This window comes from Exiguobacterium sp. s192 (assembly GCF_018618795.1).
In the GTDB taxonomy this organism is placed as follows: Bacteria; Bacillota; Bacilli; order Exiguobacteriales; family Exiguobacteriaceae; genus Exiguobacterium_A; species Exiguobacterium_A undae.
The window spans coordinates 192,235-215,490 of sequence record NZ_JACSMS010000003.1 but is presented as its reverse complement, the minus strand read 5'-3'; the positions used below and the strand labels follow the sequence as shown (position 1 = coordinate 215,490).

At 49.2% G+C, this 23,256-nt stretch carries 36 protein-coding genes; 15 read left to right on the top strand and 21 right to left on the bottom strand.

The annotated features are described in order from the left end of the window. Positions 1–43 precede the first annotated feature (43 nt). Complete coding sequence (locus KNP87_RS08430; protein WP_119922799.1) at positions 44–436, top strand: MerR family transcriptional regulator; 393 nt, start codon at positions 44–46, stop codon at positions 434–436. On the opposite strand, the gene KNP87_RS08425 is transcribed toward KNP87_RS08430, so the two are convergent. Next, a complete protein-coding gene (locus tag KNP87_RS08425) occupies positions 433–1,503 on the bottom strand; it encodes a threonine aldolase family protein (RefSeq protein WP_119922798.1) in 1,071 nt (356 codons plus the stop codon). The genes KNP87_RS08430 and KNP87_RS08425 overlap by 4 nt on opposite strands. A 133-nt stretch (positions 1,504–1,636) precedes the next feature. On the opposite strand from KNP87_RS08425, the gene KNP87_RS08420 reads away from it, so the two are divergent. From KNP87_RS08420 to KNP87_RS08410, 3 genes are all read left to right on the top strand, one after another. After that, a complete protein-coding gene (locus tag KNP87_RS08420; RefSeq protein WP_214721424.1) occupies positions 1,637–2,320 on the top strand; it encodes a hypothetical protein in 684 nt (227 codons plus the stop codon). 198 nt (positions 2,321–2,518) lie between these two features. Beyond that, complete coding sequence (locus tag KNP87_RS08415; RefSeq protein WP_119922796.1) at positions 2,519–2,815, top strand: hypothetical protein; 297 nt, start codon at positions 2,519–2,521, stop codon at positions 2,813–2,815. A gap of 136 nt (positions 2,816–2,951) precedes the next feature. Further along, a complete protein-coding gene (locus tag KNP87_RS08410; protein WP_214721423.1) occupies positions 2,952–3,149 on the top strand; it encodes a hypothetical protein in 198 nt (65 codons plus the stop codon). A 75-nt stretch (positions 3,150–3,224) separates the two neighbouring features. On the opposite strand, the gene KNP87_RS08405 is transcribed toward KNP87_RS08410, so the two are convergent. The 5 genes from KNP87_RS08405 to KNP87_RS08385 form a co-directional block, all read right to left on the bottom strand. Beyond that, a complete protein-coding gene (locus tag KNP87_RS08405; protein ID WP_214721422.1) occupies positions 3,225–4,367 on the bottom strand; it encodes a GGDEF domain-containing protein in 1,143 nt (380 codons plus the stop codon). A gap of 102 nt (positions 4,368–4,469) precedes the next feature. Beyond that, a complete protein-coding gene (locus tag KNP87_RS08400; protein WP_214721421.1) occupies positions 4,470–4,799 on the bottom strand; it encodes a phage holin in 330 nt (109 codons plus the stop codon). After that, positions 4,796–5,458: a M15 family metallopeptidase gene (locus KNP87_RS08395; RefSeq protein ID WP_214721420.1), complete on the bottom strand. Its 663-nt coding sequence runs from the start codon at positions 5,456–5,458 to the stop codon at positions 4,796–4,798. Before KNP87_RS08395 ends, KNP87_RS08400 begins: the two co-directional genes overlap by 4 nt. Before the next feature lie 13 nt (positions 5,459–5,471). Next, positions 5,472–6,287 carry a DnaD domain protein gene (locus KNP87_RS08390; protein WP_214721419.1) on the bottom strand — a complete coding sequence of 272 codons (816 nt, stop codon included), beginning with the start codon at positions 6,285–6,287 and terminating at the stop codon, positions 5,472–5,474. A gap of 136 nt (positions 6,288–6,423) precedes the next feature. Next, positions 6,424–6,624 (bottom strand): hypothetical protein, encoded by a 201-nt coding sequence (locus KNP87_RS08385; RefSeq protein WP_214721418.1) that lies wholly within the window; start codon positions 6,622–6,624, stop codon positions 6,424–6,426. 134 nt (positions 6,625–6,758) lie between these two features. Here KNP87_RS08385 and KNP87_RS08380 point away from each other — a divergent pair, with 134 nt between their 5' ends. Further along, on the top strand, positions 6,759–7,538 hold the full coding sequence (locus KNP87_RS08380; protein WP_214721417.1) for a hypothetical protein: 780 nt from the start codon (positions 6,759–6,761) through the stop codon (positions 7,536–7,538). 9 nt (positions 7,539–7,547) lie between these two features. On the opposite strand, the gene KNP87_RS08375 is transcribed toward KNP87_RS08380, so the two are convergent. The 7 genes from KNP87_RS08375 to KNP87_RS17335 all read right to left on the bottom strand — a co-directional run bounded on the left by KNP87_RS08375 (position 7,548) and on the right by KNP87_RS17335 (position 12,278). After that, entirely contained in the window at positions 7,548–8,177 is a 630-nt protein-coding gene (locus KNP87_RS08375; protein WP_214721416.1) for a stage II sporulation protein M, read from the bottom strand. Positions 8,178–8,253: 76 nt separating this feature from the next. Then, on the bottom strand, positions 8,254–8,787 hold the full coding sequence (locus KNP87_RS08370; protein ID WP_214721415.1) for a DUF402 domain-containing protein: 534 nt from the start codon (positions 8,785–8,787) through the stop codon (positions 8,254–8,256). A gap of 15 nt (positions 8,788–8,802) precedes the next feature. Continuing rightward, complete coding sequence (locus tag KNP87_RS08365) at positions 8,803–9,585, bottom strand: M15 family metallopeptidase (protein WP_214721414.1); 783 nt, start codon at positions 9,583–9,585, stop codon at positions 8,803–8,805. Positions 9,586–9,656: 71 nt separating this feature from the next. Further along, positions 9,657–10,757 carry a sensor histidine kinase gene (locus KNP87_RS08360; RefSeq protein ID WP_119922786.1) on the bottom strand — a complete coding sequence of 367 codons (1,101 nt, stop codon included), beginning with the start codon at positions 10,755–10,757 and terminating at the stop codon, positions 9,657–9,659. Continuing rightward, complete coding sequence (locus tag KNP87_RS08355) at positions 10,750–11,448, bottom strand: response regulator transcription factor (RefSeq protein WP_119922785.1); 699 nt, start codon at positions 11,446–11,448, stop codon at positions 10,750–10,752. The genes KNP87_RS08360 and KNP87_RS08355 overlap by 8 nt, the downstream gene beginning before the upstream one ends. Positions 11,449–11,577: 129 nt before the next feature. Then, positions 11,578–11,994, bottom strand: a complete 417-nt coding sequence (arr, locus tag KNP87_RS08350; protein ID WP_119922784.1) for an NAD(+)--rifampin ADP-ribosyltransferase — start codon at positions 11,992–11,994, stop codon at positions 11,578–11,580. 155 nt (positions 11,995–12,149) lie between these two features. Then, on the bottom strand, positions 12,150–12,278 hold the full coding sequence (locus KNP87_RS17335) for a hypothetical protein (RefSeq protein ID WP_285801233.1): 129 nt from the start codon (positions 12,276–12,278) through the stop codon (positions 12,150–12,152). A 39-nt stretch (positions 12,279–12,317) separates the two neighbouring features. On the opposite strand from KNP87_RS17335, the gene KNP87_RS08345 reads away from it, so the two are divergent. Both KNP87_RS08345 and KNP87_RS08340 read left to right on the top strand, forming a co-directional pair. Continuing rightward, entirely contained in the window at positions 12,318–13,433 is a 1,116-nt protein-coding gene (locus KNP87_RS08345; protein ID WP_251135508.1) for a GGDEF domain-containing protein, read from the top strand. Positions 13,434–13,456: 23 nt separating this feature from the next. Continuing rightward, a complete protein-coding gene (locus KNP87_RS08340; RefSeq protein WP_214721412.1) occupies positions 13,457–13,693 on the top strand; it encodes a hypothetical protein in 237 nt (78 codons plus the stop codon). Positions 13,694–13,782: 89 nt separating this feature from the next. On the opposite strand, the gene KNP87_RS08335 is transcribed toward KNP87_RS08340, so the two are convergent. Continuing rightward, on the bottom strand, positions 13,783–14,331 hold the full coding sequence (locus KNP87_RS08335; protein WP_251135507.1) for a GNAT family N-acetyltransferase: 549 nt from the start codon (positions 14,329–14,331) through the stop codon (positions 13,783–13,785). Positions 14,332–14,439: 108 nt separating this feature from the next. Between KNP87_RS08335 and KNP87_RS08330 the strand changes: the two genes are divergently transcribed. From KNP87_RS08330 to KNP87_RS08315, 4 genes are all read left to right on the top strand, one after another. Then, complete coding sequence (locus tag KNP87_RS08330; RefSeq protein ID WP_026833144.1) at positions 14,440–14,634, top strand: DUF4177 domain-containing protein; 195 nt, start codon at positions 14,440–14,442, stop codon at positions 14,632–14,634. Positions 14,635–14,783: 149 nt separating this feature from the next. Then, positions 14,784–15,071 (top strand): hypothetical protein, encoded by a 288-nt coding sequence (locus KNP87_RS08325; protein ID WP_214721411.1) that lies wholly within the window; start codon positions 14,784–14,786, stop codon positions 15,069–15,071. Between the two features lie 146 nt (positions 15,072–15,217). After that, positions 15,218–16,456 carry an MFS transporter gene (locus tag KNP87_RS08320; RefSeq protein WP_214721410.1) on the top strand — a complete coding sequence of 413 codons (1,239 nt, stop codon included), beginning with the start codon at positions 15,218–15,220 and terminating at the stop codon, positions 16,454–16,456. Between the two features lie 121 nt (positions 16,457–16,577). Beyond that, complete coding sequence (locus KNP87_RS08315) at positions 16,578–17,075, top strand: DinB family protein (RefSeq protein ID WP_214721409.1); 498 nt, start codon at positions 16,578–16,580, stop codon at positions 17,073–17,075. Between the two features lie 14 nt (positions 17,076–17,089). Here the strand turns inward: KNP87_RS08315 and KNP87_RS08310 are convergent, their stop codons facing one another. Further along, complete coding sequence (locus KNP87_RS08310) at positions 17,090–18,184, bottom strand: peptidyl-alpha-hydroxyglycine alpha-amidating lyase family protein (protein WP_214721408.1); 1,095 nt, start codon at positions 18,182–18,184, stop codon at positions 17,090–17,092. Between the two features lie 219 nt (positions 18,185–18,403). On the opposite strand from KNP87_RS08310, the gene KNP87_RS08305 reads away from it, so the two are divergent. The 3 genes from KNP87_RS08305 to KNP87_RS08295 all read left to right on the top strand — a co-directional run bounded on the left by KNP87_RS08305 (position 18,404) and on the right by KNP87_RS08295 (position 19,795). Beyond that, positions 18,404–18,946 (top strand): hypothetical protein, encoded by a 543-nt coding sequence (locus KNP87_RS08305; protein ID WP_028106427.1) that lies wholly within the window; start codon positions 18,404–18,406, stop codon positions 18,944–18,946. 23 nt (positions 18,947–18,969) lie between these two features. After that, complete coding sequence (locus KNP87_RS08300) at positions 18,970–19,191, top strand: PLD nuclease N-terminal domain-containing protein (RefSeq protein ID WP_214721407.1); 222 nt, start codon at positions 18,970–18,972, stop codon at positions 19,189–19,191. 178 nt (positions 19,192–19,369) lie between these two features. Continuing rightward, positions 19,370–19,795, top strand: a complete 426-nt coding sequence (locus tag KNP87_RS08295; protein WP_026833149.1) for a MarR family winged helix-turn-helix transcriptional regulator — start codon at positions 19,370–19,372, stop codon at positions 19,793–19,795. A gap of 19 nt (positions 19,796–19,814) precedes the next feature. Here KNP87_RS08295 and KNP87_RS08290 read toward each other — a convergent pair whose 3' ends face one another. Continuing rightward, a complete protein-coding gene (locus KNP87_RS08290) occupies positions 19,815–20,144 on the bottom strand; it encodes a hypothetical protein (RefSeq protein ID WP_214721406.1) in 330 nt (109 codons plus the stop codon). A 55-nt stretch (positions 20,145–20,199) separates the two neighbouring features. Here KNP87_RS08290 and KNP87_RS08285 point away from each other — a divergent pair, with 55 nt between their 5' ends. Further along, complete coding sequence (locus tag KNP87_RS08285; RefSeq protein ID WP_214721405.1) at positions 20,200–20,571, top strand: hypothetical protein; 372 nt, start codon at positions 20,200–20,202, stop codon at positions 20,569–20,571. A gap of 42 nt (positions 20,572–20,613) precedes the next feature. On the opposite strand, the gene KNP87_RS08280 is transcribed toward KNP87_RS08285, so the two are convergent. From KNP87_RS08280 to KNP87_RS08260, 5 genes are all read right to left on the bottom strand, one after another. After that, the gene (locus tag KNP87_RS08280; RefSeq protein WP_483299340.1) at positions 20,614–20,958 is read right to left on the bottom strand and encodes a hypothetical protein; all 345 of its coding nucleotides are present in this window, start codon (positions 20,956–20,958) and stop codon (positions 20,614–20,616) included. Positions 20,959–20,969: 11 nt separating this feature from the next. Then, complete coding sequence (locus KNP87_RS08275) at positions 20,970–21,188, bottom strand: helix-turn-helix transcriptional regulator (RefSeq protein WP_119922772.1); 219 nt, start codon at positions 21,186–21,188, stop codon at positions 20,970–20,972. 118 nt (positions 21,189–21,306) lie between these two features. Then, positions 21,307–21,555, bottom strand: a complete 249-nt coding sequence (locus KNP87_RS08270) for a hypothetical protein (RefSeq protein WP_214721404.1) — start codon at positions 21,553–21,555, stop codon at positions 21,307–21,309. A gap of 106 nt (positions 21,556–21,661) precedes the next feature. Further along, positions 21,662–22,456, bottom strand: a complete 795-nt coding sequence (locus KNP87_RS08265) for an ATP-binding cassette domain-containing protein (protein WP_214721403.1) — start codon at positions 22,454–22,456, stop codon at positions 21,662–21,664. Further along, on the bottom strand, positions 22,453–23,253 hold the full coding sequence (locus tag KNP87_RS08260; RefSeq protein WP_214721402.1) for an ABC transporter ATP-binding protein: 801 nt from the start codon (positions 23,251–23,253) through the stop codon (positions 22,453–22,455). Before KNP87_RS08260 ends, KNP87_RS08265 begins: the two co-directional genes overlap by 4 nt. Positions 23,254–23,256: the final 3 nt, after the last annotated feature.

Here is a 23,256-nt window from a genome sequence, read left to right as displayed (position 1 = left end):
ACGTTAAAGTGAACTCTAAGTCAAGCAAGAAAGGTGATACGACATGTATACGATTTCTGAAATCAGCCGGTTGACACAGACGACGGCCCATACGATCCGCTATTACGAAAAAGAAGGGTTGCTGTTCCCAAGCCGGACGGCAAACGGTGTCCGGCGCTATGACGAGACTCAACTTACTTGGCTCCGGTTTGTCTTACGCCTGCGGGCGACCCATATGCCGATCGAGCAGATCCGTCAGTATGTCGACTTGTTTCTGAGCTCGTCCGATGAACACGATACGACCAACGACCGGCTTCGGCTTCTCGAAGCCCATCAACAGACCGTCCGGGCGCAACTCCAAGAACTGCAGCAGACAGAGCAGATGATCACCGACAAAATCGCCGCCTATCGACGACTCCATCCATCCGTCTCGACGGACCCGGTCCGGTTTCCTTAAGCAAACGCGTGCTCCAATTGCTGAAATACCGCATTGAGTCTGTCAGGATCCAGTTCGCGGTAAGCGTCGCCCAGACTGATTTCTGTTGAACAATACCCGTCTTTTGCGACGACGTAACCGCTCAGACCGATTCCGGTCGTCTCCTGAATCTTCGTCAGCTTTTCCGTCACCTCATCCACCTCTCCCGCAAAATGAAGATGGAACATGTTCGAGACGGGCACTTCCGGCGTCGTATGAATGCCGGACACGGCATTCAATCGTTCCGCCAGTTGTGTCGCATCGGCATAATAATCCGCCATCCGGTCTTTACGTAATTCATAATAGTAATCGGCGGAGACGATATACGGATACAGACTGATCAAGTCGCCGCCGTAGCGCCGCTTCCAAATCCGTGCCGTCTGACAAAAGGCTGCCGGTCCCGCGAGAATTGCTCCGGCGATTCCCCCGATCCCCTTATAAAACGAGATATAGACGCTGTCGAATAAGGCAGCGATTTCGGCTGCCGTCTTTTCATAATACGGTAACATCTCGAACAACCGTGCTCCGTCGAGATGCAACCGGATGTTCTGTTCCCGGCAGTGCCGGCTGATCGCTTCGAGCTCGGCAAATGACGGCGCGACGCCGCCGATTTCCCGTTGCGGCAGTTCGAGCAAGAGACAGGCGATTTCCGGCAAAGCTTTGATCTCGTCCAGTGTCATTAAACGATCGGCCGCTCCGACAAGAAGCGTATCAATCGGATGGAGTTCCTTTAATCCATTTTGTTCATGAATCTCAAGATGACAGAGCGGATGATAGGCGACGGTCCGGTTGCTCGTCTCGTCCGACCAGATCCGTAAGGCGATTTGTTGCGCCATCGTCCCGCTCGGGAAAAAGACCGCGTCTTCCTTACCGAGGGTTGCCGCCAATTTTTGCTCAAACGGCTGAATGACCGATCCTGTTCCATATTGATCACTCGGTAATTCGTCCGAGACGTCTGAAAATGCCGTTTTTAAGACGCCGGCATTCCGTTTACCGTGTCCGCTGATTTGTCCTGTTGTCTGTTGAAACGTTTCGCGTAGTTTATTCATCTCAAACCCTCCAATTTTTTAGGAAATAATGACTAATTTTTGAAAAAACAAGAACGATGACGTGCGGGATTTGCTATACTCAGGGCAGACTTGATTTACGGATTGCATTTCATGTTATTAAAGAGGTGACCCCATGCTGACTTCCGTCCGACTGAAACTCGGATTATTCCTTTCCTTGACGCTACTCGTCCTGTTAGTGATCAAATCGTTTGTCCCACGATTGATGAACACCTTTATCTCCCTGTTCGACAGTAAGACCGACAGTTCCTGTACGACACGGTGCGGTGATGCGATGTCCGATATCCCGCTCCCGTCTGATCCGCTCACCATCCATCTCGATCCGATTGTCGAGGTCGTCTCAACTGAGCCTGACCCCGCCCTTCTCCGGACCGGATTTGATTCGTTGATCGTTGCACCGCCGTACCCGTTCATCTTTATTCTGCTGGCGCTTTCATCCTGTGTCCTTCTTGTCTATTACATAAAAGTTGTTCGCCCAAGCCATTTTGCGTCGCTTGCTTTTTCCACCAGCCGGGTTCAGGTCATTCATTATCCGGATCATGATTTACCGGCGGAAGACATCCGGCAACACGTGTTGTTATTTAACCGCCGCCTGCCTGTCACGTTGCAACGACGGGAACAGGAGACCATAACAGAATGGTTCGCCCGGATTGAATTTCCGTCTCCCGTCAGCCCGCATTACCTCGAAGTCCGCTACAGTGAACGGGGATCAATCCCGCTCCATCAACTGACGTTTTTTAAACAAACGACCGAAGATTTTTTACGTCGTTTCCCTTCTCAGACCGCCTGTTCGAAATAAGCTTGTGGGATTAAGCTTTTTTTGGAACAAGGCGGTTTTGTGTCGTTTCAGATAAGGATTTCCTAAAAATCCAGAATTCGGACTGTTTTTCAGAAACGACTGATATTTTTCAAAAAAACTGGGTAATATAGACTATATGGTTAAGTAACATCTTATAATTTTTTGAAGTGTTTTTGTGAGAAAGCGAGGCGAAACGAGATGATTACAGCGCAAGAAGCGTACTTCATCAAGAATGGTTTGAACGAAAAATTCCAAGACCCTCGAATCGACTGTGACTTTTCTATTTTCTCACTCGAACCGTTTCAGCTCCTGTTACATGTACATGATGAAGAAATGGATGAACTGAGCACGGAAACCCGTTATGTCCTAAGTCGAAAGATTCGTTCCCAATTGAATCAACTGGATGCCAAAGTCGGCGGTACACCTGTCAAGACTGTATTCGTCATATCTGCTCCGTTGATTTCCGACCATTCGTACTGTGTGATTTTGCAATGATTCCTTAAAAAAGCGCTTGTCCCTTCAACACATGAGCTTCTCCCTTCAAAAGCAGAGATGTTGAGAAACACGACGATTTGCTTTTAAAGGGAGTTTTTTTTAGTATTTGAAATGACTACATAAATGAGGCGACTCAATGAATAAACTGATTTCATTTTTGATCCTTGGGATGGGGATAACAGGCGCCGTCTTGATTGTTTCCGTCGCGTTTTTATTTGACCCTCCAATCTCCACCACACTGAAGCTGATCATTCTTGGTTCACTTCTAACTTTTATTTGCTTCGCTGTTTCCGTCACCATCCTCCGCAGGCGAATGGAACAGCAAGAACGTTGACTCTGTCTCGTCCACTCGACAAAAGGCCGTCCCTTATTCAGGAACGGCCTTTTCGAATGCTTTTTTTGTGGTATTTCAACTGGCTTCGTGACTCGAAATTTGATTCCGCCCGCTTGACTTCGCCCGGTATAACGCTTGATCGGCGAGGACAATCAAATCCCCTTCCTGCATCCGCTCGGTCGGCTGGACAACTGCGAGACCAATGCTGACACTGACACGGCACAACGGCTGATAGGTGGCATGCTCAATGTTCAATTGGAGGATTTCACTGCGGATTCGTTCCGCGACATGTGACGCTTGATTTGCTTGTTCCGTTAGGATGACAGCAAATTCTTCACCACCGTAACGTGAGACTAATCCAAAATCGCCGGCATGTTTCTTTAATGTCCCGGCCACTTTTTGCAGACACCAGTCCCCTTTTAAATGACCGTACGTATCGTTGTACCGTTTAAATTCGTCGACATCAATTAAAATCAATGCGACATCTGTCTGCGCCTCTTTCGCGGAAGTAAACGATGTTTCAAGATGTTCGTCAAACGCCCGGCGATTTGGAATACCAGTCAGCGCATCATGCAACGAACGATGAATCAACGCCTGTTTGCTCCGCTCCAATCGGAACGTCTGCAAGAAGGCAAACAGCAGTAGGACGGCGACGCTGACGACGATGACGATGACCCACTTCGCCGACGCGGACGCCGCTTTTGAACGATCCGTCGCCTCTTTGATGATGTTGTCGATGTCCTGGCGGATTTTTGTATTAATCGGCCGGAATTGATTGACATAATCCATACCGCTGTACCGTTTTAATGTCGCCCGCTCGACCTGATTATCGCGAATCCAACGAATTTGTTGTTCGTAAAAGCCGTCCGTCCGTTGAATCAACGGAATGGCTTCTTCTGCTAAAAGCTGTTTCATGATCGGATGGCGTTGGTCGAGCATTTTTAACCTGGCAATCGTTTCTTTGAGTTCTGCATTCGTATCTTTGAATTGTTGGAAGGTTTGGTCATTTTGATCGAGCAGGTAACTCCGGACCGTCAGTTCCTGATCCAACAGCAGTGGAAACAGACGTGCTGCCGCGTTTGAGATCGGAATCGCTTCCGTCAGGATACGTTCATTTTCTTGTTCGATTTTCAGGAAGGAATTGTAACTCCAGACACTCGTAAACATTAAGGAAAACAGTGCCAGAAGCAGGTATAGTTGCAACGTCGATAATTTCAAGTTCAGTCTGACCTCTTTCTTTTCCGTCGCCTCTTTTTTTTCTGATGGACGATACGGGACGCTACCTTATTATCGGTATCTTGGGATCAAACCATTAGCGCTCTACTCGAAATATTGCCCGTTGTCTGCACATTTGAAACAATTTCCCAGTTGACGTTGCACATTCAATTTGTTCTCGTCTGATTTTTCACGCCTTTTTGGTCTTTTTAATTGAACCAAATAGTGCTGCGCCCGCGCCGCCGCCTGAGTCAGATTATTATTTTTCCACCAGGCATAGATAAGTGTAATTGCTCCAACCAAAGCCGTCAGTGCCGTCTCGACTTCCGTTGTTTCGAACGGTAACGGATCGTAACCAAACGCAAGTAGCGTCAAGTTGAGAAGACTGTAGAGCGGAACGACCAGACGAAGCAGAGCGGTGCGGCGGTTCTTCATCGTTGTCCTCCAAACAGTTGCCGCCAGGTCGCCGGACCGATGACACCGTCGACCTGCAACTGATGCCGGTGTTGAAATTGTTTGACGATCCGGGTCAACGTCGCATCAAACAATCCGGTCAAAGGAAGTGACAGCCGCTTCTGAATCAACCGGACGATGGTCCGGTCCATTCCTGTCGCCCCCGCGTGGACAGGCCGTCCGGGATAACGGGGGCCGAGGATCGGCTTCGCCTGCCCATTGACGGCATCATACAGTTGAAAGTGCGGATAGTCGGGAAAATTGCCCCAGTCGCCGCCCCACTGCATCTTATGTCGCTTCATCGCCCGCACGAGACGGTTCAACCGCGGATCAGGCGGTGCGAGAAAGTCCGCCCGTTTTCCGCCCGCTGCATAGAAAAATAGATCCACCGCGACGCCAAAATTGTGGTTTGATGCACCGCCCCGGGCATAGGTGACGATCTTGCCGGGCCGCGTCCGGCCGATCGCAAATAACGCATCTTGTTCCTGCTTCGTCCGAAAGGCATGCGCGACACCAATCGGCAATCCCTCTGCCGCAAGTTCCGTGATGACGGACCGGGTGATGGCGCTGACGTCCGGATCCATCTCTTTCGTCAGTTTCCGGTCAGCCCGTTCGAGTAACCAGTTCAGTGATGGGTTCATAGGTTCCTCCTCGTTAAATGAGTGCTGCCAACAGTTGATTCAGTTCTGTCTGATCGGGAACGGCTTGCTCGAATCGGCGTTTTTGTTCCCGTTCCGCTTGCTGTTGTTGCCACCGCTCCCGCTCGACCCAGTCCGGTAATTTCCCAGAAGCCGAACGGTTCGTTTGACGCCGAACACGCTTGTTGCGGCGCTCTGCTTCATGTCTGTTGATTTGCTCCAGCGTCAACAGGTTCTGTTGCTTCAGTTTGGTGATGATGGCTTTGACATAGTTCCAATTTCGGACGTTTGCCGTTGCCGCCTGTTCAATCGCATGTTGAATAACGGCAGGACTTGTCTCGTCGAGCAGCTGTCCGAGCTGATTCCGAATGGACGGGGTGATCCGTCCGATCTCCGTTTCGAAGAAACGGATGATACCATCGATTCCTTGATCCGATGGTGAAGGTGATTCTTTTTTTAAGATCTGTTTCTTCACCCCTTTTTCTTCGGGGGCACGATCCGCCACCCCGGCAGGCGTCGTTTGACCGGCCTGCTGCCGGGAGCCGACCGGGTTGTCCGCGCAGATGCGGTACCCGTTTGACGTCTGCCCTCCGTGCCGGTCAAATCGTTCGGCTTTCTCGATCCAGCCTTTTTCGACAAGCGTCTGGAGACAAGTCTTAACGGTTGTCTTGCCGCACGGAACAGCGTCCGCAAGCGTTTGATGCGACGGAAACGCCAGTCCATCCTGTCCGGCATAACTGCACAGAATCAGGTAAATCATTTTTTCATGGACGGATGAAAAGTCTGTTCCGTCGCGTAACAAGTGGTGCTCGACACGTAAGTAAGGTTGCATGAACGGGTCCTCCTTTTGATTCAGGAGGAAATTCCTCCTTTCTATTAAGCAATAACAGGACGCTCCGCCCATTTGTTCGAAAAAAAAACAGGCATGGTCTTCGGAATCAACTGTTCCGAAAAGCCGTACCTGTTTTTCACATGAATTGGAGATACACATAAGGGAGAACGCCTGCGAGAACAATGCTGAACGCCGCCATGCCAAGCGTGAGGGTGATGGCCTTTGACATCGAAATCGTTTGTTTTTGATAGGCCGAAAAAACGGCCTTGATGATCGTCAAGAGCATCAGACCACTCAAGACAAAAGAACCAATCAAGAGGACAATCAGTAAATCCATGACATATCTCCTTCCATCATTTAGGATATCGCACGTATCAATTGATGATAACTTGCCTTGACGGAAATCTCAAGCTGGTTAGACTGGAAAGGAGAACGCTTTCACACTAACCATTACTTTAAAGGAGCTTTTCGATGCCACAACGACAACATACTCTACTCGCACGTCTTGACCAGATCGGTCACCAGCTCGCACACACACAACAGGCCTGGTTATTGCTTGGACTCGGCTCGGTCGGTCAAGAATTGGAACGGCTTGATGATTATTCCGATCTCGATTTTTTCGTCATCACGAAACCGGGACAAAAACAACGGTTCCTCGACCAACTGGATTGGCTCGAATCCGTCCATCCGCTCAGCTTCATTTTCCAAAACACGGTCGACGGCTTCAAGCTGTTATTTGCCGATGGGATTTACGGCGAGTGCGCGATTTTTGAACTCGACGAGATGTCGGAGATTGCCTTTTCTCCCGGTCGGATTGTCTGGCAAGACCCGACGTTTCCCGGGGCAGATGTAACCGTCTCCAAACAAACACCACCCTCGATTCGACGGGACACCCTTGATTTTGCGCTGAACGAGGCCTTGACGAATCTTTATGTCGGACTATGCCGCTACGCCCGCGGGGAACGGCTGTCCGGTCTGCAACTCGTCGAACAGCATGCCTTTTCCCAACTCCTGTCCGTCCTTCATCTGCTCGAGCCGGAAGTCGTCCATTATCCGGATCAGTACGGCAACGAACGCCGGGCCGAGCAACGATTTCCGCAAGCACAGGAACGGTTTGCTGACGTGCTCCAAGGATACAGCCGGGTCCCGCAATCCGCGCTCGCGCTGCTCGAGTGGCTCGAGCAACTGCATCCTGTCAATCAAGCGATGGCCGGTGAAATCCGGCGGTTGGCTGTAATTTGTTGTAAATAGAAGGTCATATCATAAAAATACATCAATCAAGCGTGTCGTCACAAAACTTTCGATGAGTGCTGCGACAAAGAATACAGGGATGACCACAATTAGATAACCTACGAGACTCTGAACCACCATTTTTCTTAGTGGTTCAGAGGTTCGGCGCTTAAAGAATAGTTTACTCATAATGTTTCGATTCACATACATTCCAATCGCGACCGAATATAGAATAGGAATGATCTCAAATATTGCATGAGGGACAAAAGAAACCAGTATCGTCTTAAGTACGTCATACTCCATGATCATGCCATAGCCCGCAATGATTCCGACAGCAGCAAAAGAGAGGAGCGCGTAAAGGACCGGTATTCCAAAGATCGGTATCAAGCCACAGATGATGATGACGGCACCAATCCAAATATTATTGGAAAAAGTAGACATAAATTGACTCTCGTGATTCTGTTCACTTGAATCACTTTGCATTTGCTCAGCGATTGTAGTTGCTTGTTCGATGATAAACTCTTCAAAATAAAAGGCGACTCCAAAAGCCAACAGCGCTGTGAGGAGACCCACTACCAAAATGAGTTGCATCGTTTTTTGGTAGTATTTTTGATACGTATCGTATTCTTTACCGTATGTATTTTTTATGTTGCTTAGCATGCTTGTGACGCACCTCTCTAGAATCGAATTCGAAATCGACGTTACCGAATACACGTACCGGAAACAAAAAATATTCCTATGAATCAATCTTCTTGTTCACTCGTTGCATCCACTTTTCCAAGAATCCGTCAAACGGAAAATCCTGTTGTTCCATTTTGTTCTGCAGACGGCGCAGCATTTGCTTTGCCCCTTCGATGACCTCATCCGGATAATGATACGTCCGCTGATTTTCCAAAAATTCATCCTCGTCGACAACCGTCCATTGACCTGCCGTGTTCCGTACGAGATCCAGATCCAGATCGACGAACCGGAGACCGGAAGCCGTCCGCTCTGTTGGCAGACAAATGTTGCAGTAGTAGCGGACTTGTCCTTCCTGCTCAAGATCAAGATTGACGGTATAGCCGTCCTGCAAATCATAGTATTCGAGTGACGGCGTGTCGCAGATGAAGGTCTGGTTCCGTGTATGATGGTGCAAAACACGGCCCGGTCGTCCGTAGACGACCAGATACCGCTCGGTTTCGGTCAACAAAACCGTTTCCCACTTACAATGCAGGGACTCGTCATATTTGACGGCTTGAATCTGAATGTTTGCTTCGTTCGACGGGTACATACGATTCCTCCTCACTCATTTTGGTAACCGTGACGTGACGATAAAACCTTTTGTATTGGTCCCGGACACGTGAAAGACGGGCGTATCCGGAATTTTGAGTGCGCGGTGTTTGGAGTATTGCACAAAATAGGTATGACCGGCAGTTTGAATCTGATAGGTATGTTCTTGTTTAAGGTAATTCAAATATTCTTCGAGCACCCAGTTCTCCTCATACATCTTCACGCTGTGCGGCAGACCGACATAGCGGATGTGCCACGGTTCAAACGAGATCCCCGTCACGCTCTCTTTTCCCTTTGGATAACGGATGATAAATCCAAACTGATGCGCATGTTTGGCAAGCCATCTGCCCTCTTTCGATTGTTTCATTTTCCCGCGTGTCGAGCCGATGTCTACCGACAGACCCGTCTGGTGTTCGCTGTGTCCAGCAGGCAACGCAAAGTCCGCACCGTATTCTTCATACAATGCCTGTTGCAGCTTCCCACTTCGGTAGGCACTATTGATTCGAAAGTGATCGATGCCGACCTTTTTCGCCCGTTGCATCATCCGGTGTAAGGCGGTTGCGACATGATCCTCAAGCAGTACATCAGGCTCAACGCTTGTTTCCGAGACCTGTTTGGCAACAGCAGATAAATTACGGGGATCTTGTTGAATCTTCGTCTGCTTATTGATTAACACCAAATCTCCCTGATGCACGGAAACCTCTTTTAAGGAGATCGATTGTGTCAAAGCCGGTGTCCGGCTTACATACAATTGATAGACGATGAGACACGTTAAAAGGACGGCGATTGTTTTCTTCATGTTAGACCCTCTCCTTTACTTCCTTACACTCAGCGTAAAGAAAAGGGTTTAAAGGAAAGTCGGGAAAAACCTTAAAGATTTCTTAAATCGGACGGCAACGTGACTTCGAACCGAATCTGTCCATCCGGTTGTTTGACTTCAATCGTCCCTGCGTGTTTCTCGACGATTGTCTTCGCAATGAACAATCCGAGACCGGTCTGTTTCGTGGGCATGTTCCGGACTTGATCCACCGTGTAAAACATATCAAACAGATGCGGGACGTCCTCTTTGCGAATCGGCGGACCGTAGTTGGCAATCTGAATCGTGATGACCTCACCTTGTCGGGTTGCTTCAACCTCGATCGGTCGGCTCACATCCCCGTACCGCAGGGCATTACTGAGTAGATTCTCGAAGACCCGCGCCAGTTCTTTTCCGTTTCCGTAAACGGTGAGATTCGGAGCGATTTGTTGGTCAATCCGACCGTCGACTCGGCTGATCATCGGATACATCTCGTCCAGGAGTTGCAGCAACAACTCATGCAGATCAACCATTGACTGTTCAGTCGCCTTGAGCGACAGGTCCAGTTTCGAGATATCGAACAGGGTTTCCATCAACTCCTCGAGATCCCGGGATTTTTTATAGGCAATCTTTGTATAAGCGATGCGTTGCTCGGCAGTAATGGACGGCTGGTTCAATAAGTCCAAGTAGCCGGTCACCGATGTCAGGGGTGTCCGTAGATCGTGGGCTAAATTGGCAATCAGTGTTTCTTTACTGCGCTGCGCTAACGTCTCGGCTTGAATCGCGGTCCGCAATCCACTGCTCGCCTCGTTGAGATCGTTTGCGATCTGACGAAATTCATCTTTTGAGGAAATCTCGATCTGGTGCGAAAAATCACCGGCTGCCAATTGGCGGATCCCGGTCGAGATTTCATTGAAGTATTTCGTATAAGTCCGCGTCAATAAGTAGAAAACGAGGATGGCGAAGGGAATATATAGCGCTAAAAACACATAAATATCGCCGACTTCGCGCATCCAAAATCGGTACTTCATGTAGGTATCGCCGTAAAAGACGTGGTGATGGTAATAATATTGCAGGGATTTATAGATCGCGAACGTGACGACTGCTGCAATCAGCAGACTTTGGATGAACAGATAGATGATCCGGGTCCGGAAACTGTTGATGAATTTACGCATTCACCTTGTACCCGACTCCCCAGACCGTTTCGATCAACCTGTTCGCTTTGTTCGTGTCCTCAATCTTTTTCCGTAAGGTCCGGATGTGAACCATGACAGTGTTGGCCCCTTCAAAATAATCCTCCTTCCACACACGCTGGAAGATTTTTTCTGAACTGAACACTTGATTGGGTGAGCTGGCGAGTAACCAGAAGATCTCAAACTCTTTTGGTGTCAGATTAACCTTTTGTTCATTGACCAGCACCGTCCGTTGATCCGCATCCAGACATACGTTTTGAATGTTGATTACGTCTGCCTTGGATGAAGCTGTCTGTCCTGTCCATTGAAAGGCGCGCCGTAACTGGGCATTGACCCGGGCGACCAACTCCAACGGGTTAAACGGTTTCGTCATATAGTCATCCGCTCCGATCACCAGGCCGCTGATTTTATCAAAATCGGACTGTTTGGCGCTCAGAAAGATGACCGGTGTCTGATTGATCTGCCGGATTTGCGTCAACACTTCATGACCGTTCATTTCCGGCATCATGATGTCTAGAATCACAAGATCGATCGACCGCTGTTGAAACAACGTCAGACCCGATTTTCCGTCATGAGCAAGTAGCGTAGCGAATCCTTCGTTGCGTAAATGGATCGAGACGAGTTCGGCGATTTCGACTTCGTCTTCGATGATGAGAATCGTTCGTTTCTGCATAAGCTGTCTCCTTTTCTACGTCTGAACAGCTTATATGATGGCATAACGAATCCTTCATTCCCCTTTTTTCAAAACAGATTCCGCCGGCTTTTTACAATCGTTTCCAGACGTGATCCGACTTCTGTTTGGTCAGTCTAAAATCACATTTTTCCCTTCCGTACGTAACTTGGCGAGGGACGTTTTCATCTGTTGGATCACTTCTTCCGTGTGCCGTTCCCATGTCGCCAGTTCCGCGACAATCACAAGCGGTTGCTGCGACCGGTATGACCGCGTCGGATTTCCCGGAAAACGTTTATCGGTCAAATTCGGATCATCTTCGAACGTCCCGAGCGGCTCGACAAGATAGATGTGTTCAGCACCGTCCCCTTTGGCAAGTTCGGCGCCCCACTTGGCGGCTTCAAGCGTTGCCGTAAAATAGATGAAATTGGCGTGTTTGTCCTGATAATTGGACGGAAAATGCGCCTCCAACTGATCGCCGACGTTTAATGCTGCTTTTGTCCCGTGAAAAAACGGTCCCCGGTCCAGCACTTCGGTTTGGTCTGTCATCAAAATCCCCTTCCTCTCTCCAGTGTTCTTGCTTGTAGTATAAGGTGCGATTTGACAGAAAAGTAGTCTGTTTCCTTTAGGGCAATCGCGGTATACTTCTAGTAGAGGGATTCATCAGACGTTATCCGGCAGACGAATGTTCCAGCAGGAGTTATTCAGTCAGTCGGGTTCTTTCCATGCATTTTTTTCGCAGCATGCTTAAATCGGTAACTGCGATCCATCTCGATTTCCCGTCCCAAAACTGTTCCTATTCGTTCTTCTCGTTTGACAACTTTTGTCAGCATGGTATCGTGAAAGTATCAAGGTCAAGGATGTGGAAAATCATGTTCATCGTCGAGTTACTGATCAACGCTTGTATCGCGTTCACCGGATTTTATATCATCTCGAAAATCATCCATTCCACCCAGTTTTCATCCTATACGATGAAGTCGATCATCATCGGACTGGCGACCGGATTACTTGGTGTCTTGTTAATGTTCAAAGGCATTCAAGTCAACGACTCCCTCCGGATGGATCTACGGCATTTACCACTTGTCTTATTGGCATTTTACGGCATTCGTTTTCCACTCGTTATTGCGACAGCCATCATCGCCAGTTCCCGCTTTTTATTTGGAGTCACACCACAGGCCTTCGTTGCCTTCGTCGCGATTCTCGGTATCAGCAGCGGCATGCTTTACATCCACCGGAAGTTGTTGAACCGGCCGTTCCTGCAAAACGTTTCGTTGAACGTCTGGGCCCTGTTGATGATTACATGCGCCGTTCTGATCAACTTAGGATTCAGTGACACGGCACTCCGGCTGTTACTGTCGACCTGGACAATCGGTCTTGCGGTCGGTGTCCTCTCCAGCATGTTAACGCTTGATTTCCAGACTTTGAATCAGCAGGTCCAACTGTACAAGAAATCAGCCGAACTCGATCACCTGACCGGTTTGTACAATCGGCGGGTCTGGGATGCCCGGACGGCAGGACTCGAACAAGAAGGACGGATCTACAACGTCCTTGCGCTCGACATCGATCACTTTAAGCATGTCAACGACACCTACGGACACGGTAACGGTGATCTCGTCTTGCAACAGTTTGCCAACATCCTGAAGGAAGAAACCCGCCCGCACGATATCACGGCCCGGATCGGCGGTGAGGAATTCATGATTCTCGTCTATGACCTGTCCCCGCAAAAAGTCGTCAAGGTCGCCAATCGGATTCGTGAACGGATTGCGACGGAACGGTTTCAACTCGACGGGTTCCCGGCGATTGAAGTCACGACCTCAATCGGCATTGCCCACGGGAAACATGTCCACATTCAGCGGATGAGCACGCTCGCTGATGATGCCTTGTATACGGCGAAACAACAAGGACGGAACCGGACGATTCTGTTTGATCAGCTCGACCAGCAAGATGTCGCCGTCACTCAGTCGTCGACCGAAACGATTCATTCTTAAACACATACGTTGGGGGTTAGTTGATGTTTGAACCAAAAAGAGAATTCATCACGACAGCAGAAACGATTTTATTTGTCAGCACGCTGTTTATCTGGTTATACATCGAACAATACTTTGATATCGTGGACACCTGGTGGTGGATGTTACCCGTCATGACGTTCGTCCTATTCTTGCGATCTTTCATTGGTCGCCGCGTCGACCTGAGCTTTGGTTGGAATGATGACGAAGAAGAACGAGAGTTGGATCAAAAACAACGTTAAACAGAAACAGCCCGGTCCTATCCGCTTTTTTCGGATAACGACCGGGTTGTTTTTTGGAAAATGCATGTAGTTTCAATGATTGAACCTCGTTATAATTTGAGCGCCTTTTTGCGTGTCAGGACCATCTGGATCGAGTCGATCCATTTCCCCTCGACTTCTACATCACGGGCATCCACACCGGTCACTTCAAAACCGATTTTTTCATAGACGTGTCTCGCTCTTGGATTGATGGCCAACACACTTAAGGTCAGTTGGTGTAAAGCCGTGTGCCGAAAAAGATAATCCATCAACAACTGTGTCGCTTCTGTTCCCAAGCCACGATTTCTGCCGTCCGCTCCGATCAGAATCCGGAAATTCATGCTTTGCTGTTGTTGCTCATAGTCGTTGACGACAACTTCCCCTACCAGTACGCCCGACTCCTGATCGATGACGGCCAAATCCAACCGATCCGGTTGTTCGTTTCTTGTGGCATACCACGTTTGCAGGGTCTTTCGGTCGATACCGGAGGAACTTCCGGTTAATGTCAGGACTTCGGGATCGAGCAAACATCGTTCAATCCATGGAATGTCCTCCGTTGCAAAGGGACGGAGAATGACCTTTTCTCCGATTAAGGTGGGTTTAGCCGTTAAATTCATCATTTGATTGGTTAGCTCCTTCGTTTAGAATTCATACTTTCAGGTTTTCTTTCTGGGAACCATTTCCTATTTGCGTTCGTACGATACAAGACGATTAAAGGAGGGGCTATTATGTTCGAATACCAATTCATCCGGATTGATTTTAAGCGGTTATCCGGCAACCCGAAAGAAGATTACCGGGACGTCATCACCCAACAAGCGGAGGACGGCTGGCGGTTCATTCAGCTCGTTGCACCTGATTTTGTGACGTCCGGCGTAGGGGTCGGATCTTATTATGAACTGATTTTTGAACGTCCACGATCGTAAGAACGAGCATCCCGAAACGCTTTCGTTCTGTTAGTATACCGAATCGTTATCCTCAAATGACACTTCCTTACATTTTTGTTCGTTTTCTGTTTCCTTTTTATCCTGTACAATCAAGAAAGTCTGATCATCTAAAAAGGAGGCGTGACTTCATGAAGTTTCCGAAATGGCTGCTGTACCTCGGGGCGCTTCCGACGTTCGGATTTGCTTTTTACGCCATCACGAGTCCGGATTTCCGAACGGAATTCACGGCACTGTCGTCACTCAACGCGCCTGTCACATCCGTTGTGCTGACCGTGTTCGTCGCTTATTGGACGTTGTTCTTTATCTTGACGAACGGACTTCGTCGACACCTCGACTTGATTGTGTTGTCCGCTTTGTTGCTGATCTGTTTTATCTTGACGAGCCTGTTTGCTACGCTCGATTACTTGCTCCCTTGAACGCCTTCCGCAAGCCATCTTTTTGATGGCTTTTTCCATTTTCTTCTTGCAATGCCGCTCTCCGTCCCGTAATATCAATTGTAATAAATTTCTATATATTCAAAAAACATTTGTCGAAAACAGATTGACTTTGGGGGCGATGCTGGATGGATTTCAAAACATGGAAACACCCTGCTTTATTATTGACGAGTGTCGGGATTTCGAATCTCGGCGCCTGGGTCTACTTCATCGCGCTGAACTTGATCGTGCTCGACCGGACGAATTCGGCATTTGCCGTCTCCGTCCTCTACATGCTTGTCCCAATCGCTGCGCTGTTGACGAGCTTTTGGTCGGGAAGCCTGATTGACCGGGTCGACAAACGGAACATGATGGTGCTTCTTGACGTGTCTCGAGCCGTCCTGATTGCGATTCTTCCGTTTATCGATTCGTTGTTTGTCCTCTATGCCCTCGTCTTTTTGATCAATATGGGCAGTGCCTTGTTTGAATCCGCTTCCCTGATCTACATGACGAAACTCGTCTCGCACAACAACCGCCAACGGTTTAACGCCTTAAAAAATTTCATCCAATCCTGCGGCTTCATTCTCGGACCGACGATTGCCGGTCTCCTGTTCCTTGTCGGCTCACCGGCATTTGCGATTTATATGAACGCCGGTGCGCTGGCCTTGTCTGCGCTGATTCTGTTTTTCCTGCCGGATTTGGAGAAACGAACGACGTTTGCCGAGGCCGAACGCCTCAGCTTGCGGATGATTGCCGACGACTGGAAAGAGACGTTGCGGTTTACGCACAAGCACCGGTACATCACACTCGTCTACGGTCTGTTTTGTGTGATGACGATTTTCATGTCCGGTCTCGATTCTCTCGAAGCCTCATTCGCGACACGGGTGCTGGCGTTTTCTGAGAGTACATACGGCTTCCTCGTCAGTATCGCCGGCGTCGGGATCATCGCCGGCTCCGTCATCAACGCGACGTGTACGAAGTGGCTCAGCCTGCGTTTCTTGATCGGATTCGGTGCTGTCACGACACCGATCGGTTATCTGCTGTTTGCGACGGCGGACAGTTTCTTCATGGCAGCGGTCGGCTTTTTCCTGCTGACGTTCGCCTTATCGTTTGCCAACACCGGTTTCTTGTCGTTTTATCAAAACAATGTCCCGGTTTCAATCATGGGCCGCTTCTCCGGCGTCCTCAACGTCGCCGAGTCGGTCTTTGTCATCGGACTGACGTTATCGATCGGGATGCTCGCCGAAGTCTTCTCGATCCGTTCGACCTACATCGTCTTTTCGCTTGGCTTCCTGTTGATCGGACTGATCACGTTACCCATCGTCTTGAATCGCGCGAAACGGGCGTTGTATACGCTGACGGTCGAAGAAGAACCAAAAGTCTCTTAATTTAACAACAGGAGCCACGAGGATTTCTCCTTGTGGCTCCTGTTGTTTGGTTTGTTTAGACCGTTGCCGGTCAGGATATAGTCAAGAAACCTGCTGATGTTCAGCCGAAGGAGGACTTCCCATGACAGGAATCGACTGTCTGCTTCACCTGCACCAAGAACTCGATCGGTATTCGGAAGACGAATTGCACTACATTTCACGTCCGGGTGTCTGGTCGCTTGGTCAAATGTATGACCACATCTTGCTGGTCGCTCACGAATATCTTAATGAAGTCGAAGCCTGTGCTTCACGCACCACTCGCTCAACTGCCGGAAAAACGCCGTATGGCGAAGAGTTGTTTCGACAAGCTGCCTTTCCGCCCGTCAAAGTCAGGCTTCCGGACGAGATGAATGCTCCACCGAACAATACCGACAGTGCCGATCAGTTAAGACACCGTCTTGTTCAACTGGTCGAACGAATGGAAGACTGGTCGGCACGACTTGATCAGATTGATCCAACCTCGAAAACGAAACACGGTGGGTTCGGTTGGCTGAACGCCCGTGAATGGTATCAGTTGATCGAAATGCATACCCGGCATCACTTTCGTCAGAAACAAGAGCTGGAACACCAGTTACCTTAAGGTGTACCACTTGTTCAATTGCTTTGGCTTATTTCGGATGAGGGTGTAAACTGTTGCAGCCGCTTATTCATTAATTCCGCGACAAAAATCGTTCCGTCGTCTGCGACAGCCAAATCATGGGCAATCCGCAGTTGACCGGACTTCGTGCCAAAGCTGCCGAACCGGTCCAGGATCGTGCCTTGTTGATCGAGCACTATAATTTGACTCCGCGCATCCGTTGTCCGTCCATTCAAATAGTCACCACCGTCGGCGACATACACCTTTCCGTCCGGTCCGACTTCGACCCCATACGGTCGACCGAGTTCCGGTTGATCCCATGTCTGTTGATGATGACCGAATCGGTCAAATACTTGAATCCGGGCGTTGTTGCGGTCGGCAACATACAAGTTCGACGCGTCATCACTACTGATGCCATGCGGCAAATTGAGTTGACCGTCTGCCGAACCCAATTGATTGACTTCCCACTCGAACTTGCCGGTCCGGTCGAATTTCGCAATCCGGTGATTGCGGTACCCGTCCGCGACTGCAAACGAACCGTCCGGCAACACCGTCACATCGGTCGGACGGGCAAACAGGTACGCGTTCAACCGGACCGGGAAGTTCGGCAGCTTGTTGCGAATCCGAAGACCCGCTTCCGTTCCGAATGGATATGCTTGTCCATAAACCGCTTGAATGTCGCCTTCCGGATTCAGCTTAAACACTTGGTTCAAGCTGATGTCCGTCACCCAGATGTTGTTGGCGTCATCAACTTCCAACCCGTGCGGGGATTGAAACAAATTCTGACCGATCGTCCGCTTGACGGTCCGCGTCTCACCGTCGAGCACGACAATTGTTGCCTCTTTGATCATCGCCTTACTGCCGTATGTCCCGTTTGCCCGGTGCAGGTAATAAATGTCTCCGTTGGGTCCAACAGCGACACCGCTCGCTTCACCTGCCTGTTGTTGTTGATTGCTTGTTTTCGGCCAGACTACTGTTCCTTCATAGTGTTTACTGGTCGCTTGAACCGGATACGATTTCTTAAAGACCGGTTCTGCTCCCCCGCGTGACCACCACGCCACTGTCAGTCCGAGTACCAACATACTCCCGAAGAAGATGGTTTTCTTTTTCATTATGTACGACTCCTTTTGTTTACTCCTTTCACTATACGTCTTTTGTTTCGTTTGCCTCCTCCGCCCCGCGATGTAATTTCCCTCCGGCTTCCGTCTCTTCCCTTTTTCGTCCCCTTTTTGCACGATTGTCACAAAACGGTAACGTTTCTGACCTTTCTTCCAATTACCAAAAAGTGTATATTTAAAGCATCGATTACGTCAAAGGAGGCTTTTCCCCACGTGAAATTCTTCAAATCCCCTCGGGTGCTTGAATTGGAATGGATTCCGAAGCAGGACTGGCAAACGGTCTGTACCAAGCGCATGATTGACATACCGCATCATCCAAACGAACAAATCGTCGGACTTGCCTACAACAATCAACAGCAAGTCGTTCAAGTGACACGAAATATTCAGGCACCGCTGTTCGGCTATTACGTCACCTTACTCGAAAACCGTCAGGCGACAAAAACTGTCTTATCAAAACGTTCGCACATGACGATCCAACACCTGTCGACACGTCTGTTCGGATCCGTCGAGCTGGCCGAGTTTTCCCTGCTTGATATCCATGTCCGGGAAGAGGGACTCGGTGAACGGGGTCTGTTGCTGGAAGCGTTGATTTATGACATCGAGCAGAAGTACACCCATTACCGGGTCAGCGGCGATTTCACCGCCATCTCCTACGGCGGACGTGTTGCGGCCGAGTGTTTTACACGGTACGGGTTTACGATTGACCAAAATCAATTGATTTTAAAAAACTATCAGGATCGTTCGTTCGTCAGTTAACCAGCTACTAGGAGGTATATCCATTGCGTCTGAAAGAGAAGCCATACGTCAAAGCCGTCGTCTACACACTCGAATTCCTGTTACTGGTCGTATCCTATATCGACTTATGGAAACGCCCGCGCACCCGCGGACCCAAATGGTTATGGGGCATCCTGATTTTTCTTGTCAATTACCTCGGACCGGTCGTTTATCTCGTCTGGGGACGTCATCCCGCTGCACCATCCGAGCCGTCGATGCGAGACTAAACAAGCTTCACTCCGTTGCCTGAACATCAGGGCAAACGAGTGAAGCTTTTTTGTACGTATCAAGTGGTAGGAGAACGCGTGATTATGTGGTAATTTGATTATTATAGATTACTTTATTTTCGAAAAGCTTCACCTATCATCGTACCGTTCACGAACGGTGACAGAAAAGAGGGATTTGATGACGTCACACTTGTCCACTCCATCCTACCGTCATTGGCAGGGGATCCAAAAACTCCATCACCGCTACATGAAAGAAGTCAACGCTGTCTTAAAGGACTGGGGCTTGTCAAAATCACAGTTCGACATGCTGGATACGCTCTACCGCGAACAGAGTGCCACTCAAAAATCACTGGAAGCGACGCTCGAACTGTCAAGCGGTGCCATCTCGCAAACCTTAAAAAAATTGTTTGAGCAACACCTCATCACCCGAAAACGAATCGATCGGGAAAAACGACTTGTCTTGACACCGTCCGGGGAGACGATCGTTCAAGAGTCGGCTCCCGTCGTCGAAGTCATCCACGAGCAGTACTTCAAAGCTTTTACGATGGATGACCATGAATCGTTTGACCGTCTGCTTCATAAGATGCAAAGCAGTCATTTTTGATGCCTGGATGCACTCGTCGTTACCGCTCCGTCTTAGGCAGACTCTCTTCGTCGATTACACCCATCTCGATGATTTGATCGTCTCGTAAACGATACGTCATGTATTCGGTTGGTTTCAGCGACAGGACATCCGCGCGGACCGCCACGGCATATCGTTTATCCTTGTCCCGATGCTTGTCGTTATAATAGGATTTGACGACGACCGGTTCACTTGTTCCATAAGTCTGTTCGACATGCTCCACGACCTGACGCATGACTTCTTGTTCATACGCACGGTCGTATCGCGTGATGTACACGTACGATGCAGCTGCGATCAGGACCAGACAAACGATCCACATCAGTTTTTTCATGCTACAATCTCACCTTTTTCATACTCTACTTTTTTTTCATAAAGGAGCGCTGCCGATGATTTTGCGTCACTTCACCCACCGCCGGCATCTAAAAGCCATCGTCGCCCGCGGCGGACTATCCGTAAAGGATACAGCTGAACCTTACTTACAGTTCGAATTTAATCCACCAAGCGACCACTTGAAAGAGACGTTCCATTTGCTTCATCAATCCGCCAGTGAGCCGTGGGACGAGACGGATACCGTCACCCTCGACTTTGATTTCGTCAAGATCCAAGCCGGTGACATTGACGTCCTGGAACAGGTTGAACCGTTCCCGGGAAAAATTGGCTTTGATTCTGCCAATGGTCCAGTCCGCTTCGTCAAAAACTTTTTGTCGCTTGGCTATTTAACGGAAGAATCACGGGAACAGCTGTCTGAATACTACTGACCACACGTCAAGAACAGGCCAATCGTGCCTGTTTTTTTGTCGTCAGCTGCGTCGATTGTAGATAAACATCATGACCGGGAACGTCATGACCTGAATGAACAGTAAATACATAAAAGCTTTCATGATGTCTTCGATGACGTTCCACTGGAAGAGCATCAGCATCACAAAAACATAGACAATACTCAAAGCGTATGACATGTGACCACTTTTCCGCTTGATCTCTTCTTGCCGTTCGTCATGGGGTTCAGCAGCCGGAAAAACTAGATCGGCGGCCAATTGACTCAAACCCGCTAATATCATTATTATACTGAGTGGACTCGGTCCATCAAATATTGCCAAATAGTTGCCGTATAGTATTAGAAGTGCGGCGAGTAAACGATTGATCATCGGCATATGTTTCATCCTACATCGTCTCCTTTTTTCTTCGATTCGGGAATAAAAATCGCTTCAATCGGACAATCAAACAAAGCCGCAATCGAAAATGCGAGTTCGAGCGACGGATTGTACCGCTCCTTTTCAATCGAAATGATGGTCTGTCTCGAGACGCCTAACGTCTTCGCCAAGTCCCCCTGCGACCAGTGTCGCGCCTCTCGTAACACCTTTACCTTATTTTTCATTGCAGTCACCTCTTGCTTCCAATAATATGTAAAAACGTTTCGTTGTGTCAAGTTTCCTTTACAGATTAAATAGAAGAAAACCGCCGATTCATCTGATTCGACGGTCGGCGGTTTAATATCACGATTTAATCGGTTGTACGGCTTTTTGCTGTCGACGTTTTTCATCTTCCCGCCACCAGCCGTTGATGAATAACACGGCTGCAATGGCAAAAAAGGAAAACGGGAAATAAGTTAAACCAAATGATGCCATAGCTTGTTTCGATACTTCCCATGCCACCATCATATACACCTCAAAGATTTTTAAGACAAACATCATCAATATCCCTACAGTTACCGCAATTGCACCTGCCAGATAATTTTTGTTCATCCATTATCGCTCCTTGTTCGCTTTTGTTCAGTTTACCTTAAATACCCATTATTTACCTGTAAAACAAATAAAAAAAGAAGCCTCTTTTAACTGTTGTCAAAAGAGACTATTTTCGAATCGTCCGGTACCTTGGATGGATCGCAAGCATGGCGTTTTTGATTGCCAGGACATGCGGATCCGTCGCGTCAGCAAAAGCCTTGCGGGTCTTGTACTCTCCGACGATGTGCCCTTGATCTAAAATCACGAATCGGTCGCTGAGTGCCTGAGCCGCTTGCAGGTCATGGGTAATGAACAGATAGGACAGGTCATATTTGTCCTTTAATTCCCCTAACAGCGCGAGGATCAGTGCCTTATTGACCATATCGAGACTGCTGACGGCCTCATCGAGGATGATCAGTTTCGGATTTGTCGCAATCGCCCGGGCGATACAGATCCGTTGCAACTGCCCGCCGCTGAACTGATTCGGATATTTCGCCAAATCCGCGCGGGTCAATCCAACCTGTTCAATCAAGGTGACCAATCGGTGCTGCAGGGCATCCGGCGCAAGACGCGTAAAATTCGTCAACGGCTCGGCAATGATTTGTCCCGCCGTCATCTTCGGATTGACTGCAGCAAACGAATCCTGAAAGACGACTTGGATGTCTTGCCGGTAATCGTTTGCCGCCGTCCGGTAAATGTCCTGTCCTTCGAACAGGACACGCCCTGCTGTTGGTCGTTCGAGACCCAGCAGAATCCGTCCAAGCGTACTCTTTCCGGCACCACTTTGACCGAGCAATCCAAGACACGTCCCGGCTTCAAGCGTCAACGTGACGTCCTGTAAGACGGTCCGTTCCGTCTGCCGCGACAGGAACCGTTGGCTGCCGTACCGGTGTGACACCTGTTCCATTTGCAGAAGGCTCATGCGTTCATCCCTCCTGCCTGAATCCCGTGTTGGGCAAGCAATTGTTGTGTGTACGGATGTTGTGGACGGTCAAACAGATCAAAGACGTCCGCTCGTTCGACGATTTCCCCGTGCCGCATGACAAGAACCTGATCCGCCATCTCGGCGATGACGCTTAAGTCGTGGGATATCAACAGGATTGCGGTGCCATAGGTCGCCCGGACCTTTTCGAGATAATACAACACGAGCTTTTGATTGTAGACGTCAAGCGCCGTCGTCGGCTCATCGGCAATCAGGACATCCGGTCTTAGGCAGACGGCAAGGGCAATCATGACCCGTTGCAGCATTCCGCCGCTCAGTTCAAACGGATAGGCTTTTAAAATCCAGTCCGGCTCCTCGAGATTCACTTCCCGTAACGCTTCGAGCGCCCGGTCCTTCGCTTCGCGTTTGCTGCCCCGGTCATGGGTCCGGATCGTCTCGATCAATTGATGACCAATCGTGTAGACCGGCGTGAAAGCACTCATCGGATTTTGCATGATGAAGGCAATTTGTCCGCCGCGGACACGTCGAAGCGTTCGGTCGGACAGCGTCATCAAATCCGTTTCGTCTAGCTGAATCCGACCCGACTGACGGATCACTTTTTCGTCCAGCAGACGCAAAAGGGCCAGACTCGTCACCGTCTTGCCGCAACCACTTTCGCCGACGAGTCCGACGATCTGACCGGCAAGAAGTGTAAACGAGACATCCCGGACGAGTGTGGTGTCATCAACAATGGTTTCGACGGTCAATCGTTCGACGGATAAAACAGGTTTCATCATGGC